The 15,368-nt window shown below is 40.2% G+C and carries 12 protein-coding genes; 3 read left to right on the forward strand and 9 right to left on the reverse strand.

What is annotated here, in order from left to right:
* Window positions 1-140 precede the first annotated feature (140 nt).
* From Q0X59_RS04630 to Q0X59_RS04660, 7 genes are all read right to left on the reverse strand, one after another.
* Window positions 141-620, reverse strand: a complete 480-nt coding sequence (locus tag Q0X59_RS04630; RefSeq protein ID WP_296157208.1) for a DNA starvation/stationary phase protection protein — start codon at window positions 618-620, stop codon at window positions 141-143.
* Between the two features lie 90 nt (window positions 621-710).
* Complete coding sequence (locus tag Q0X59_RS04635) at window positions 711-2,018, reverse strand: hemolysin family protein (protein WP_296157210.1); 1,308 nt, start codon at window positions 2,016-2,018, stop codon at window positions 711-713.
* Window positions 2,019-2,218: 200 nt separating this feature from the next.
* Window positions 2,219-3,001, reverse strand: a complete 783-nt coding sequence (locus tag Q0X59_RS04640) for a TIGR03943 family protein (RefSeq protein ID WP_296157212.1) — start codon at window positions 2,999-3,001, stop codon at window positions 2,219-2,221.
* Window positions 2,998-3,147: a hypothetical protein gene (locus Q0X59_RS04645; RefSeq protein WP_297643490.1), complete on the reverse strand. Its 150-nt coding sequence runs from the start codon at window positions 3,145-3,147 to the stop codon at window positions 2,998-3,000. The genes Q0X59_RS04640 and Q0X59_RS04645 overlap by 4 nt, the downstream gene beginning before the upstream one ends.
* Window positions 3,144-4,235, reverse strand: a complete 1,092-nt coding sequence (locus tag Q0X59_RS04650) for a permease (RefSeq protein WP_297643492.1) — start codon at window positions 4,233-4,235, stop codon at window positions 3,144-3,146. The genes Q0X59_RS04645 and Q0X59_RS04650 overlap by 4 nt, the downstream gene beginning before the upstream one ends.
* Window positions 4,236-4,373: 138 nt before the next feature.
* Complete coding sequence (locus tag Q0X59_RS04655; RefSeq protein ID WP_297643494.1) at window positions 4,374-5,039, reverse strand: carbonic anhydrase; 666 nt, start codon at window positions 5,037-5,039, stop codon at window positions 4,374-4,376.
* A 292-nt stretch (window positions 5,040-5,331) separates the two neighbouring features.
* Entirely contained in the window at window positions 5,332-8,088 is a 2,757-nt protein-coding gene (locus tag Q0X59_RS04660; RefSeq protein ID WP_297643496.1) for a phosphoenolpyruvate carboxylase, read from the reverse strand.
* A 307-nt stretch (window positions 8,089-8,395) separates the two neighbouring features.
* On the opposite strand from Q0X59_RS04660, the gene Q0X59_RS04665 reads away from it, so the two are divergent.
* Window positions 8,396-10,087 carry a threonine/serine exporter ThrE family protein gene (locus Q0X59_RS04665; RefSeq protein WP_103043517.1) on the forward strand — a complete coding sequence of 564 codons (1,692 nt, stop codon included), beginning with the start codon at window positions 8,396-8,398 and terminating at the stop codon, window positions 10,085-10,087.
* Here Q0X59_RS04665 and trpS read toward each other — a convergent pair whose 3' ends face one another.
* Complete coding sequence (gene trpS, locus Q0X59_RS04670; protein ID WP_297643498.1) at window positions 10,088-11,179, reverse strand: tryptophan--tRNA ligase; 1,092 nt, start codon at window positions 11,177-11,179, stop codon at window positions 10,088-10,090.
* A 144-nt stretch (window positions 11,180-11,323) separates the two neighbouring features.
* Here trpS and Q0X59_RS04675 point away from each other — a divergent pair, with 144 nt between their 5' ends.
* Window positions 11,324-11,698, forward strand: coding sequence for a DUF3073 domain-containing protein (locus Q0X59_RS04675; RefSeq protein ID WP_075523632.1), 375 nt, complete (start codon window positions 11,324-11,326; stop codon window positions 11,696-11,698).
* A gap of 340 nt (window positions 11,699-12,038) precedes the next feature.
* On the opposite strand, the gene Q0X59_RS04680 is transcribed toward Q0X59_RS04675, so the two are convergent.
* Window positions 12,039-12,467 (reverse strand): sterol carrier family protein, encoded by a 429-nt coding sequence (locus tag Q0X59_RS04680; protein ID WP_075523631.1) that lies wholly within the window; start codon window positions 12,465-12,467, stop codon window positions 12,039-12,041.
* A gap of 218 nt (window positions 12,468-12,685) precedes the next feature.
* Between Q0X59_RS04680 and Q0X59_RS04685 the strand changes: the two genes are divergently transcribed.
* A complete protein-coding gene (locus tag Q0X59_RS04685; RefSeq protein WP_297643501.1) occupies window positions 12,686-15,169 on the forward strand; it encodes a glycogen/starch/alpha-glucan phosphorylase in 2,484 nt (827 codons plus the stop codon).
* Window positions 15,170-15,368: the final 199 nt, after the last annotated feature.

Below are 15,368 nucleotides of genomic sequence, written 5' to 3' on the forward strand. Positions count from 1 at the left end.
GGGATGCGCTCTAACCACCTGAGCTACGGGCCCAATGTATGTCGAAAACATACAAATAGATAGATTAGCACAGGAAAGAAAAAAGTCAAATTAAATAGTCAAAGCTGGTGGCGCTGGCGTGTCGCAATCAATTATTCAGATTATTCAAGATGACTACGCATAAACCATTGGAATTTCTCAAGCTGCTGAACGTGATCCTGAATAATGTTTGAGCTAACAAAATCTAATTCATCAAGCTCAGAAATAGCCTTACGATCATCTGAAATCATATCGCTATAATAATCAATTAAAGCTTGCAAATATTCCTTAGTAGACTTACGACCAGTCAAGGCAAAGCGCTTCCATGTACGAGAAGAAATAACGTCATCAGCGCGTCCAAGTGGGGAACCACCTAAAGTCGCAATACGCTCAGCAGTTTCATCAGCTTGATTCAAAACCTCATCAACTTGCGGATCAAGCATTTCATGAACTGCAATAAAATCAGCCCCAGTCACATTCCAATGAGCATGTTTCAAAACTAACGCAGCCTCTTGCTCATGACTTAAGCGATTTTGCAAAATCTCTATAGCTTTCTCACTAGCATCTTCATCAAGACCTGGAACTATATGTAACAAAGTCATTTTATCCTCCATAACCTTCGTTAATACAACCTTCGTAATATATAATAGCCGTTGTTAATAAACCTTTGCTATAACATCTTTATTTTACAGCTAAGACTCAGGCTGCGCTCTACGGCGTACTTCAAGAGTAGCAATACGCCTTCCATCAACCTCAGTAACAGTCATATCGTAACCGTCAGCATCATGCAAAACAGCGCCAACTTTGCCCATCGCACCAGTATGAGCCAAAAAATATCCAGCTACAGTTTCATAAGGACCATCTTCAAGCTCAATGCCGGTTATATCTGCAAAATCTTCAATAGTCATACCGCCATCAATAGTGGCAACACCGTTCACAAAAGCAGTTACCTTATTATCATGACCTTGATTCGTTTCAGGCGGTAAATCGTATTCATCACGAATATCACCAACTAACTCCTCTGTCATATCTTCTAAAGTAACAATTCCATCAGTTCCACCATATTCATCAATCACTACAGCTAAATGTATTCCGCGCTTACGCAACAACGACAAACTAGGTAATAATTTTGAAGTTCCAGGAAGACTAATACCCTCCCTTGTTACATCTGCAACTGTTTTTGCATTAGGATCTTTAACATCCAACAAATCACGCACATGCACAAAGCCAATAACATCATCAAAATCTTTTCCAGTAACAGGATAACGAGAATAAGGAAGCTCACGAATCTTATCAGCAGCATCTTTAAGGCTTAGTGAACCCTCTAAGAACTCAACATCAGCACGAGGACGCATAACTTCAGCTACAATCGTTTCTGAAGCATCAAAAACATCATCGAGAATAGTTCTCTCATCTTGACTTAAGCGTTTATTGGAATTTACGAGTACACGCAATTCTTCGTCAGAAACTTCGCTTTCTTTCTCATTTGGATCAAATCCTAAAAGTCGCACTAAACCATTGGTATTCTTTGCTATAAGCCAAATCAAAGGTTTGCAAATCATAGAAACAATATCTACAGCAGGAACTACAGCTCTAGCGATTTGCTCAGATCTTTGCATTGCAATTCTTTTAGGAACAAGCTCCGAAATAACAATCGAAAAATAAGATATTACCAATGTTAAAACTATCGTTGTTAAAGGAGATGCAATATGAGCTGGCACACCCCATGATTTGACTTGAGGAACAATATATGGAGCTATTGCAGATTCACCAAAAGAAGCAGAAAGAAAACCTGAAAGAGTTACGCCAATTTGCAATGTTGAAAGAAAAGTATTAGGATCTCGTGCAATTCGCGCCACACGCACCCCACGCGCATCTTGCAACTCCATGCGATCAATTTGTGAAGCTCTCAAACTTACAAGAGCTAATTCAGTAGCAGCAAAAATAGAACCGCATAACAAAAAAATTACAATAAGCAAAACGTTAAAAGCCAGCGCCATACTTGTTATATTAGTGAACTTCGCTACGATATCAACACATATACAATAAAAATCGATTTTTAAATAAGTAAATTTTATATTTTATCTTTAATTTTTCATGACTTTTACTACTTTTACGATTGCCTTACTTTTGCTTCTGGATTCACTAGAATAACATCCTCAACATTTTTAATACTTTATGCCGATTTACTGCCCATGCTTTACTGCCTGTAAAAATATCCGCTAGGAGGAGCAGCTTCAGATATTTTGTCAATTCGCAAAATCACACCCGAACGCCGATTATTATCATTCCCAACGTTTCCAACATCAATATGTGCAATAATATGAATCCATTGATGTTCTTTAACTAACGAAAAATCATTCTTGCTAGAAGAAGAAATCTCTCCAACAAACCCAAATGGTGACATATCTAAAATACAGCAAGACATAAAATGACGAGCAACATAAAATTGGTTAGAGCCAAGAGATCTAGATTTACTTACGAATCCATTAACTATTATTTTATATCCCTTATAACGATTCACATTGTGATCGATTTCGTCATACCAAGCTCCAAAATCATCATTAGAAACAGTAATAGTGCGACTAGCTTGATCAAGACCTCTAAAATTTTTATATCCTTGAAAATCCTTAATTGCTATAGCTCTTCCGCCGGCATATTTATCGAATCCAAAATTTGCATAATCGCGATTTTGCAAAGGAATCACAATAAGTAAAGCAGGGATGCATATTGCAACTAATATACGAAAAGACTCACGTGAAGATACTTTACAAACGTTGAAAAGCGCACAAAAAGCCAACAAAATAAGCATTATTGACGCAATTATTAAATACGGAAAAACGCGAGGCGTTGTAAGAAAAGTATAACTTCCACTAAAAGCAGACCAAGCTATTGATACAGAAAGAAAAAACAAAGACAAACAAAGCACAATCCTAGAAAACAAAGGATTGCGCAAAGACGAATTCTGCGTGATTTTACTCATCTTTCACTCACCTTTTCTAAAGTTTCTAGATTCAGATTGAAAAATTTAAGAAAACTTATGCTAATTACTAAAATCTGATTCGTCCAATTCATCCAACTCGTCCGATTCATCCAATTCGCACGATTCGCACGATTCATCCGATTCATAGCACACCTCCCCAAGCAAAATGAACAAGCAAAGATGCAACTAAGCACAACAAAACAACAGTTAAAGTAAAACGTAAAACAAATTTACCTTTACAATCACTAATAAGCATAAGTGTATTTTTAACGTCCAGCATAGGTCCAAAAAGCAGAAAAGCTAGGACTGAAGATATTGGCAAAGATGCAGCTAAACTTCTTGCAATTACAGCATCGGAACTTGAACACAAAGAACTTGCATAAGCAATTAACATCATTGCAGGTATAGATATAAGCGCAACAGTTGTATTTATATGGGATGCTGGATCATTACCTAACCAAGCTCGTATTATTGATGCAATAATTGAACCAAATAAAATTATTGGCATTAAATGAACAAAATCTTCATAAATATGATTAGCATATGTTAATAATTTCGATCCAAATGAGTTTTGCATACAAGACTCATCGCAAGAACAACAAGACCCATCGCGAGAACAACAACTATTTGAAGAATCTGAATCTTTACAAACACATAAAGTACTTTTATCACCTAGTAGACTCTGTTTAAGAATTGTGCCTTTATGTGGGAATATTACAAAACTCATTCCAACAAGTAGAGCAACAACAATTCCCAATGCAACTCGAATAACAACAACAGCTGGAGCGTCAGAAAAAGCGTACCAAGTAGCTAAAACAGATACAGGGTTCACAACAGGAACAGCACATAAAAACGTTACAGCGGCAGGCAAAGGCAATTTTTTAGCAACCAATCTCGAAAAAGTTGGCACAATAACACAATCGCAAACAGGCATACAAAATCCTGCTATAATCGCTACCAAAAATCCGTCTGAAGTAGATTTAGGCATATGCTTTTCTATAAATTGAGTCGTCACGAAAGTTTCAACTGCTGCAGAAACCAATACTCCAATAAGCGTAAAAGGCACAGCTTGCAAAAGTAAACCTGCTATTGCGCGAATTGTAGTGTTTATTGCAAATCCTGTAAATCTAGCTTGTAAAGCAGGCGCAATTGCAATAAGTATGGCTATTATAGGTACGCCAAGAATCACATATAAATAATGCGCAGAACTTGTTTTTTGCATATCCTGTTTCATGTCTAAACCATTTTCACAAATAAACTAATAAGCCAACGAACTAAATCAAACTAAACCAAGCCAACAAACCGAACTGAACCGAAAAACCAGCCAAACGCGAAAATATTCTTAAATCTCAGTAAGACAATACTTTCAATATCAGCAAGATAATATTTCAACTAATCCGTCACTCATTCGATATCTAGCTCCAACAATCATGAGCTTCTCACTATTCATAGCTTCACGAATAACTTCAGATTTATCACAAATACTCATAAGTACATTACTAACGTGAATACGCTCAATATCATCAGTTTCCAAAGAATCCTCAATTCCAGAAACTGCAGCAGGGCCTAAAGCGCGCAATAATATTGATTTTGAAGATTCAATAGCTTCGTATACATCATCTTCATCAATATCTTTAATAATCTTAGAAACTTCTGGCAAAACAGCTTTTACAGCGCCGCAATTCTCGTGACCTAGTACAACAAGCAATTTAACATGCAAATCACTCACAGCATATTCCAAAGAAGCTAAAACTGCATCATCAACAACTTCGCCAGCACTTCGAACAGAAAATATATCTCCTAAACCAGCATCAAAAATAAATTCAGGAGCAACTCTAGAATCAGCACAAGAAAGCACAACAACATTAGGATTTTGACCGTCAATAAGTGATTTGCGAGTTTCGATATCCACGCCAGAATGTAGCGATTTACCTTCCGCAAATCTGCGATTACCTTCGAGAAGTGAAGTCAATATTGATGTTTTTAACACAGCATTTTGCTCAATCAAATTATTTTGCTCAATAAAACTATCTTGCATAATCACCTCTAAAACGTAAATCAAAACAAGCTTTCATTACCAACAATATTGTATATTCACAAATGCTTTTCACAAAAGATATTAAGACGTTGAAATTCACTACAACAAGACTACAAATTCACTACAACAAGGCGATTACACAAAAAGTTACGATAAACAGCAACAAACAGCGACAAACAAAATATGGGTTATTCCCCAAAAATATAAACAGCAACAAACCAAATATAAGAAAACCTTCACAAGCTAAGCAAATAGCAATGTGAAGGCTTTCTTTACTAAACAAACAGTGAAATCATCCAGTATTTTGCAAACCGGCAGCCACACCGGAAACAGTGCACAAAATAAGGTAGATGAACTCAGCTTGCTGACTTTGACTCAGCTCTTCTTTATCAACTTTATTGCGCAACTTATGCAATGCAAGCGACTGAATTACAGACAAAACATCCACATAAGGCGAGCGCACGCGAATTGCTTGACCGAGCACGTGTCGATGTTGCAAAGGCCACTTATCATCAACAATTTGCAAAACCCACTTACGAGTCAATTGCATTTCTGAAAGCACTTTATCGCTCAAATCTTCACGATCTCCCAAGCTTAAATACATACGAGCAATACGCTCATCTGTTTTAGCTAAAGACATCTCAATATTGTCAATAAAAGTACTAAATAACGGCCACTCTTCATATGCTGTGCGTAATGTTTGTAAATCGCCAAACTTTTCACATGCTGTACCTAATCCATACCAAGCAGCCAAGTTGATTCGAGCTTGAGCCCAAGAGAAGACCCACGGGATTGTTCGCAAATCATCCAAAGATTTCGCACCCAAACCACGTTTTGCAGGACGCGAACCTATAGGCAATAAGCCAATTTCACTCAAAGGAGTGACAGTTGAGAACCACGGCGCAAAATCTGAAGTCTGCAGCAAATCAAGGAATCTTTCATGAGCTGCAACATCAAGCTTTTGAGCCATATTCGCATACTTATGAGTCATATCTGTATTAGTCTTCTCTACGCTTGGCGAAGACTGCAACAATGTTGCAGCTGCAACAGACTCAACATGGCGAATTGCTAAAATAGGATTACCGTAACGAGCAAAAATAACCTCTCCTTGCTCAGTAAGCTTAAATCGGCAATTTACAGAACCAACAGGCTGCGCAAGCACAGCACGGTTAGCAGGACCGCCACCACGACCAACAGCACCGCCACGGCCATGGAACAAAGTCAAATCAATATCGTGCTTCTTAGCCCACTGAGCAATTCTCTCTTGAGCGCTATGCAATGCAAGAGTTGCAGAAGTAGGTCCAGCATCCTTAGAAGAATCAGAGTATCCAAGCATAACCTCCATCTTGCGACCGGTTGCCTTTAATCTAGCTTGAACCTCAGGAATCTTAATAATTTCTTCAAGAACATTCACAGAATTTTGCAAATCTTCAAGTTGTTCAAATAATGGAATCACGTCAATAGTCGGAGCATCCTGAGGATGAGCAAACGCAAGACGGTTCAACTCAAATACATCACGAACATGTTGAGCTGATTTTGCAAATGAAATAATATATCGGCGAGCAGCACGCATACCATTACGTTTCTGAATTGCTCCCAAAGCGCGGAAAGTATCAAGAACCTCACGCGTCATCGGTTGCAACGGACCTCTCTCGCCATGCAACCCGTGCTCACGAATATCTTCTAGAGCGCGAGAATGCACAAGAGAATGCTGACGGAATTCCATTTCCACCATATGGAATCCAAATGTTTGAGCCTGCCAAATCAAATCCTGTAACGGTCCATAAGCAGCACGTGCATCACCTGCTTGTGCAAGAGAACGCTGAACTATATGCAAATCTTCAATAAAATCTTCGCAAGAATGATACATTAAATCAGTATCTCTTCGAATAGTTCTATTCAAACGATCTGCCATTACTAGCATTACAGCACGATGAGGTTCGCTATTAGATACATCAGACGCGCTCTCTGTAAGCTGCTCACTCATTTCACGCTGACGATTCCAAAGCTCTAGCAACTCAACGCTTGGCGGAGTTGTACGAGTTTCCATTGTTAGACATTTGCCAACTTCACGTGTGCGCTCTTCTAAAACTGCCAAAACGTGATCACTAAACTTACGCGCAACTTGACGACTTACTTTAGCTGTAACATTTGGATTTCCATCGCGATCAGATCCAATCCAACTACCTGGATGGAAGAATGCAGGACAACGCGGAGGAACTAAACCAGCTTTTTTACCAAGCAGCCAATCGTCAAATCTACGATAAACAAGTGGAATAGTATCAAATAAAGTTGCATCAAAAATCTCAAGAATTGTATCTGCTTCTTCAACCGGCGTTGGCTTTTTCAAAGCTATAGGGGAAGTACGAAGTAGCGCATCAATCTCATTATAAAGACGGCGATAATTTTCTCGTTTATCTGATCCACCTAAACGATGATGTTCACTTAAAAGTTTGGAAATTCTGCGGATTTTGCCAGCAACAGCTTTACGGCGAGCTTCTGTTGGATGAGCTGTAAAAACGGGATGGAATTCAAGTTTTGCCAACAATTCCTTAGCTTCAGCAGGGCTCATTTCAGTTAGCAACTTGTGATATGCACAAGTCAGCTCATTTACTGGATCTACTGGATTAGAATCAGCAACATCACACTCACGCTGATGCAATACTGAAACTCGGTAATTTTCCTCACAAAGATTTGCTAAATGGAAATAAGTAGCGAATGCACGAGCTAAAAGCTGAGTGTCAGCCAAATCCATACCATTGATTTTCTCAACAGCCTTACTTAATCCATCATCAGCAGTTTCTTGAGCATCTACCATTTGAGCAAAATGAGCTGCACTAGCTTCAACTGCATTCAAACGCACTTCATCAAATACTGCTAATAATTTTTCATCAAATTCGCCCAAAACATCGCGAAGAATATGCAAGCACAAATCCATGTCTTGCTGAAGCGATGCTGGAAGTTCACGCTCCTCAGGACCTTTTCGTCCTAAACCAGACGTCACAATAGTGGCGTCTGCTGGAGTTACCTGTTGATTATGAGTTGTCATCAGACCTCCTTACGCCGTTTTAAGGTTGCTTGGTCATCTAACTTCCGCGGCTCCTCCACGGTTATTGGGTTAGAAGTTGCAAGCCCACAGCCTTTGATACAGCGAGATACCACGTTAATTTTGAAACTACCACAGGACGTAACACAGAATATTCATTTATAAACAAAAAACATCTGCCAAACTAAATAAAACAACTAGGCAACAGGGGTGCGTATACTAAAAAATTGTGAGTATAGCAGAGAATAACACACCAACTGACAGTAGCGACTATAGCGAAGAAAATAGCGAAAACGACGAAAACGATAATATTTTTATCGATAGAGAAAGTTACATTAACAGCAACAAAAGTAAGCAGGAAATTCTTCCTAATGGACACGTTGTTGGAAAACCTTCTGGTAGATTTTTCACTCATGCTATCCCTCTGGATATGGAAGATGTTGAACGCGATTGGGATAAACCTGTTTGCGAAGCTGGAATAGCCGCAAAATCTAGCATTATTATTCGAGTCGGATCTCTTGGCTTAGGCGCAGGAACTGGAAGCTACAGAGTTAGAGAACTTATGCATAGCGTTGGCGAACCTATGGGTGTAAGCGTAAGAGCAGACGTAAACCTCACAGATATTGAAGCCACATGCACTGATAAACATTCACGAATAACAGAGGTAGTTGACTTACCAACAACTGGAGTAAATACAGAACGAATTTGGCTTCTTGAACATTTTGCAGACTGGTTTAATGTAAAACTCGGAAACGATTCCTTATATCACTCAAAAGCATCTGTTTCAAAAGAACTAGTCGATACTTTGCAAGTTTCAGATGACGAAAATGCAATTATTAACACTGCTAAAAAATCTGAAATAAACGCTACTAAACGCGCTGAAGATGAAGCAATAGAGAAAGCAATATCGGAAGAAAAACCTCGCGGAATCTTTGCATTAAAACCTGAGAACACTTATGAAGAACATTTTGAGCATTTAGAAAATTCACAAGATCTTTCTAATAAAAAACATAAACCTCTCACAGTTCGAGAAGTTCACGATAGGCTTGACCTAATTAAAAACCGCAAACCTCTTTATAAACCTTGGTTTGCAGGACTTGCTTCAGCTACAGCATGCGCATCATTCGCATTCCTACTTGGAGGCGGAATTTACGATATGATAGGCGCATTTATTGGAGCTGGAATAGGACACTGGGTTCGTAGACGAATGTTTATGCATCATCTAAATCAATTCGTTGTGACATTCATAGCTGTAGCAGTTGGCGCATTATCATGTATTGCTTCACTTCAACTTATAGGATTATTTGATCCTACTGCACCTTTGCATAATACAGCGTATATAGGTTCAGTATTATTCGTAATTCCTGGTTTTCCACTGATTACAGGCGGTTTAGATATTGCAAAAATAGATTTTCCATCTGGAATACAACGTCTTTCTTATACGCTTGCAATAATTTTGATGGGAACTTTAGCAGGCTGGATGGTCGCAAGCCTAGTACAGTTAAATCCGCAAGGATTCACTCCTTTAGGTTTAAACCCTTGGCTAAATGGCATCTTACGCATGATTACAGCATTTGCTGGCGTGTGGGGCTTCTCCGTGCTATTTAATTCACCACAACGAATGTGTGTTGTTGCTGGAGTTATAGGCGCAATTACAGATACACTTCGTCTTACTATGGTTGATTTCGGTGTTAGCGCAGAAATAGCAGCATTTACAGGGGCGCTTCTTGCAGGGCTTCTTGCTTCTACTTGGAGGTCTATCGTGCGTCACGGATGGGCACCTCAATACTTAGGATATCCTCGAATAAGTCTAACTGTGCCTTCAATCGTGATTATGGTTCCAGGCTTATATATGTATCGCGCAATGTTTTACCTTGGTCAATTTAACACTTTGCCAGCTCTAAATTGGACTTTCCGCGCCTTTATGGTAATAGTGTGCTTGCCAATAGGACTTGCTGTAGCTCGCGTAATTACAGACAAGAATTGGCGTTACGATGTGTGATTAGTACTTCATTCCCATTGCTTCGCGAACTTGATCAAGAGTTTCCTCTGCAATTGCATTAGCTCTCTTATTCCCATCGTGCAAAATATCGCGAATAGTATCCATATCTTTCGCTAATTCACCACGACGTTCGCGATGAGGTGCTAAGAAATTATTTACATTTTCAATCACGTAAGCTTTTAATGCTCCAGCACCAGAATTACCAATCTCTTCTGCAATATCTTTAGGATTCCTACCTGTAACCAATCCAGCAGTAGTCAGAAGTGCCGAAACTTGCGGACGAGAAACTGGATCAAAAGTAATCATTCTTTCAGAATCCGTAGGGCTCTTCTTAATCAACTTAGCAGTTTCTTCTGCAGTCGCTCCCAGCATAATCGAATTCCCATAAGACTTACTCATCTTACGACCATCCAATCCTGGTATTTCTGGAGCATCTGAAAGAATTGCTGCAGGCTCTGGAAATACTGGATTCTTTTTCGCATACCTCTCATTAAAACGACGAGCAATTGTTCGCGTAATTTCAATATGAGGCAAATTATCCTTGCCTATTGGAACTACATTAGCTTTGCAGAATAAAATATCACATGCTTGATGCACAGGGTAAGTTAGCAATAATCCAGTTAAAGCGTGACCAGAGGACTCCATTTCCGACTTTACAGTAGGATTCCTGTGCAATTCTGCTTCTGTAACCAAAGACAAAAATGGCAACATAAGCTGATTTTCTGCGCTAACAGCGGAATGTGTGAAAATCATAGTTTTTTCGGGATCAATCCCAGCAGCCATATAATCGAGAACAAGATTTAATACATTATCTTTAATGTGTTCTGTTGTATCGCGATCTGTAATCACTTGATAATCTGCAATAATAATATTCGTATTAACGCCACGCTCTTGCATCGCAACACGCTCACGAATAGAACCGAAATAATGTCCTAAATGCAATCTACCTGTAGGACGATCGCCGGTCAGCATTGTAAATGAAGAAGGATTAGCTTCCAATTTTTCTAATGTTGCATCCGAGCGTTTTCTAGCAGCCACAAAGCTTGCACTCATCTCATTACCTACAGCAGTTACTTGTGCTTCTTGCGACATATACGACTCCTTGCACATGCAGATTTTACGCTTAAAATATGGCTTTTATCGTAAAAGTTTGCTCAGACAATATATTCAGTTGTGGCACAGTGGTACGCTCTTGTGTGATGAATTGATTGTTACAGAATTTTTAGAGGGGGTCAGATGGGCCGCGGACGACAGAAGGCAAAGCAACAGAAAATTGCCCGTAAGCTCAAATACCTGACGACCGATACGGATTATGACGAGCTCGCTAAAGAACTTAATGCTCATGAGCTCGAACAAGAATCTGTCGATCCACAAGAATCTACTGAAAGCTATGAAGGCAATAGCGAGTATCTAAATGAAGATACTTCATCTTCCAATCAAGATGAAACAGATGATGATTTAGATGAGTATGCTAAGTGGGCTGCAGAATCAGCAGCGAAAGCGATGAGCAATGAGAAGACTTCATCGTCTTCAAACGCGCACTCTCCTATTCACCACCATATTCCTATGCCTGTGCCTGATTTCATGCACAAGCACAGTGAAGATAAGTAGCATAGCAAATATAAGTAGATTAAAATAATAAGTCGCTAATATTGCAAATTTGCTAATATTGCAAATAGCTTATGCAATTAAATTTTGAGGGTAAGTATGCAAACAGGGTTAATTCCCAATATACTTGCCCTCATTAAATATTTACGCTTACTAACATATTGACAGCTTACTAGATAGTGACAGCTTTACAGATATTTACGCTTACTAGATATTTAATATTTACGCTTACTGCTAAAGACATAAAGCTAATTACAAAAGACATAAACCTAATTACTTTTTGGATATACCACACAAAAAACTTGAGATATAGCACACAAAAGCTTGAGATATAGTCCAAAACCTATATGCCAGTATCTAAAGGTAAAAAGTCGCTTAGATTATCTCGCTCTCCAACTGCACTTATATTCCCAAACTCTTTTTCATCTTCCCAAAAAGTTATGCCACAAGCTAAACGCAACCACACATCCGGATTAAGTTCAATAACATCTGGAGGAGTTAAATTATGCGGATCTGAGATAGGACCTTTCAGAATTTTCACAGCTCCCCACGGAGCTACTCTAACTTCTACAGATCCTCCCGGCACGTTATTTTCAAGAACATATAAAGAGTACCTAACTGCCATCGCTTCATCGTTTTTAGAAATTCCAATCGCATTGCTGTTAATAGATTGCAAATTTGAAGAAGTTTGCATATAAGACTTTGCTTTATCTTCCCATAATTTAAAGGATTTTTTGCCACGACTTATATCTTTTTCACGTATAACAGTCATATTTGAATTATCTCACTGAAAATTAAGTTTTAGCTAGTTTTATTGTGAATTATTCTTAGTAAGGGTTTGGGGTTATGCTATCATCTGACAATGAAAACGTGTGCATTACCGTATTCCTTTGATTTTGTACTCATTCAAAGAGAGCACACTCAGATGCGGCGGCTATCAAAACCGAGCACACACTTTAGTAAATAAACAAACGGCACAAGGAGTCAAATATGACTAAACACGTCGCGCCGAAAGCCAAGACTACTGCGACGGCATTTGCCAAAGAAATTCAAGAGCATCTCAAGTACACTCAGGGTGTTACGCCAGAGCAGGCAACTACGGCAGATGTGTATGTTGCCGCATCGGTAGCAGTTCGTCGCCATTTGATGGACTCTTGGATGCAGACACAGCATGACATGGTTAATGGCAACACCAAGGCTGTAGGCTATTTAAGCGCTGAGTTCTTGATGGGTAAGCAACTTGAAAACGCTTTACTTAACGCTGGCCTTACAGATCAGTTCAACAAAGCTGTTACAAAGCTTGGATTCGATCCAAAGGCTGTTATCGATGCTGAGTATGAGCCAGGTTTAGGTAACGGCGGTTTGGGTCGTCTCGCGGCCTGCTTCATCGACTCGCTCGCTTCTATTGGCGTTCCAGCATTCGGCTACGGCATCCAATATCGTTACGGCATCTTCAAGCAGCGCTTTGACGAAGAAGGCAAGCAGGTAGAAACACCTGATTATTGGCTAAACAATGAAGAGCCATGGGGCCACATTGATTATGGTCGTGACCAGCGCGTCAACTTCGGTGGTGAAGTTGTAGAAGAAAACGGCAAGCGCGTGTGGAAGCCAGCTTGGTCTGTTCGCGCAGTACCAGTTGATTACATGGTTCCAGGATACAATTCTGGCCGCGTGAACACTCTTCGCTTGTGGACCGCTAAGTCTTATGACGAATTTGATTTGCTCACATTTAACAAGTCTGATTATTTAGACGCTGTTAAGCCACAGGTTGCAGCAGAAAATATTTCTAAGATTCTTTACCCAGAAGATTCAACTCCAGAAGGTAAAGCTTTGCGTCTTGAGCAGCAATACTTCTTCGTAGCTGCTTCTATTCACGATGCAATCCGCGTATTCTACCCAGGTCAAGATAAGCCGGATCTTACAACCTTCCCAAGCAAGATTAACTTCCAGCTTAACGATACTCACCCAGTTATTGGTATTCCAGAGCTTATGCGCGTTCTTATGGACGAGTACGACTACGATTGGAACACCGCTTGGGGTATTACCACAAAGACCTTCAACTACACTTGCCACACTTTGCTTCCAGAAGCTTTGGAAGTATGGCCAGCCAAGCTTATTGGCGAACTTTTGCCACGTCACCTTGAGATTATTCAGGGTATTAGCGAGCAGTTCCGTAACGAGCTTCGCGGTAAGGGTGTTGCTGAAGATCAGGTTGAGCGCATGCGTATCGCTACAGACGCTGACGAAAATGGCGAAGGTGCTGTAGTTCGCATGGCTTACTTAGCAACCTATGGTGGCTCTTACGTCAACGGCGTTGCTGAACTTCACTCTGAGCTTTTAAAGGACGTCACTTTGAAGGACTTCTCTAGCGTTTATCCAGATAAGTTCAAGAACGTCACTAACGGCGTAACCCCTCGTCGTTTCGTGCGCTTGAGCAACCCACGCATGTCTGCTCTTATTACTGAGGGCTTGGGTACTGACGCATGGCAAGGCGATTTGGAACTTCTTGAAGGTTTGAAGCCATTGGCTGACGACAAGGCATTCGTTAAGAAGTTTGCTGAAGTAAAGAAGCAGAACAAGCTTGCCTTCGTTGATTTTGCAAAGCAAAAGTATGGCTTCGAAATCAACCCAGACACAATGTTCAACACCATTGTTAAGCGTTTGCACGAATACAAGCGTCAGTCCATGAAGATTCTTCAGGTCATCTCCACATACGCTGGAATTAAGAATGGCACAATCGACGTAGACAAGATGCTTCCACGCACCGTGTTCTTCGGCGCTAAGTCTGCTCCAGGCTATGCTATGGCAAAGCTCACGATTCAGCTCATTAACAATGTTGCTCGCGTGGTGAATAACGACCCAGCATGCAAGGGCAAGCTCGCTGTGTTCTTCCCACCAAACTACAACATCGAGTTGGCAATGAACTTGATTCCTGCCACCGATTTGGATGAGCAGATTTCTCAGGCTGGTAAGGAAGCTTCCGGCACCGGTAACATGAAGTTCGCTTTGAACGGTGCTTTGACTGTTGGTACTCTCGATGGTGCAAACGTTGAGATTCGCGAGCGCGTTGGCGCTGAGAACTTCTTCCTCTTCGGCATGACCGTTGACGAAGTTGATAAGCTCTACGCTGAAGGCTACGATCACGGCGGCTCCCGCAAGTACTACGAGTCTGATCCTCGCTTGAAGACCGCTGTGGATATGGTTGCTGACGGCACCTTCTCCAACGGCGACAAGAGCGTGTACGAGCCACTCGTCAACGATTGGCTTACCCACGATTACTTCATGGCAATGGCTGACTTCAGCTCTTACATGGATATTCAGGCTCAGATTGAGGAAACTTACCGCGATCCAATGAAGTGGGCTCGCATGGCAGTTTTGAACGTAGCCAACTCTGGTTACTTCTCTTCTGACCGCTCTATCGAAGATTACCTCGATCGCATCTGGCATACTGGAGCTCTTCCAACAGCTGAGTAAGTGCATATAGCGCTGTAACTCAGATTTATTGAGCTACTAGAAAATTACTAGATAAACTTAAGGGCAGTGGAATTTAATATTCTGCTGCCCTTTTGTGAATTTTGAAACGTTATATGTTTTATATAAGTTTATAAGTTTATAAATTTTAAGTGTCGAAATATTTAAGTTTTTATTATGCACAAACAAATAACGGTAGACA

Source organism: uncultured Gardnerella sp., from assembly GCF_947280595.1.
In the GTDB taxonomy this organism is placed as follows: Bacteria; Actinomycetota; Actinomycetes; order Actinomycetales; family Bifidobacteriaceae; genus Bifidobacterium; species Bifidobacterium vaginale_A.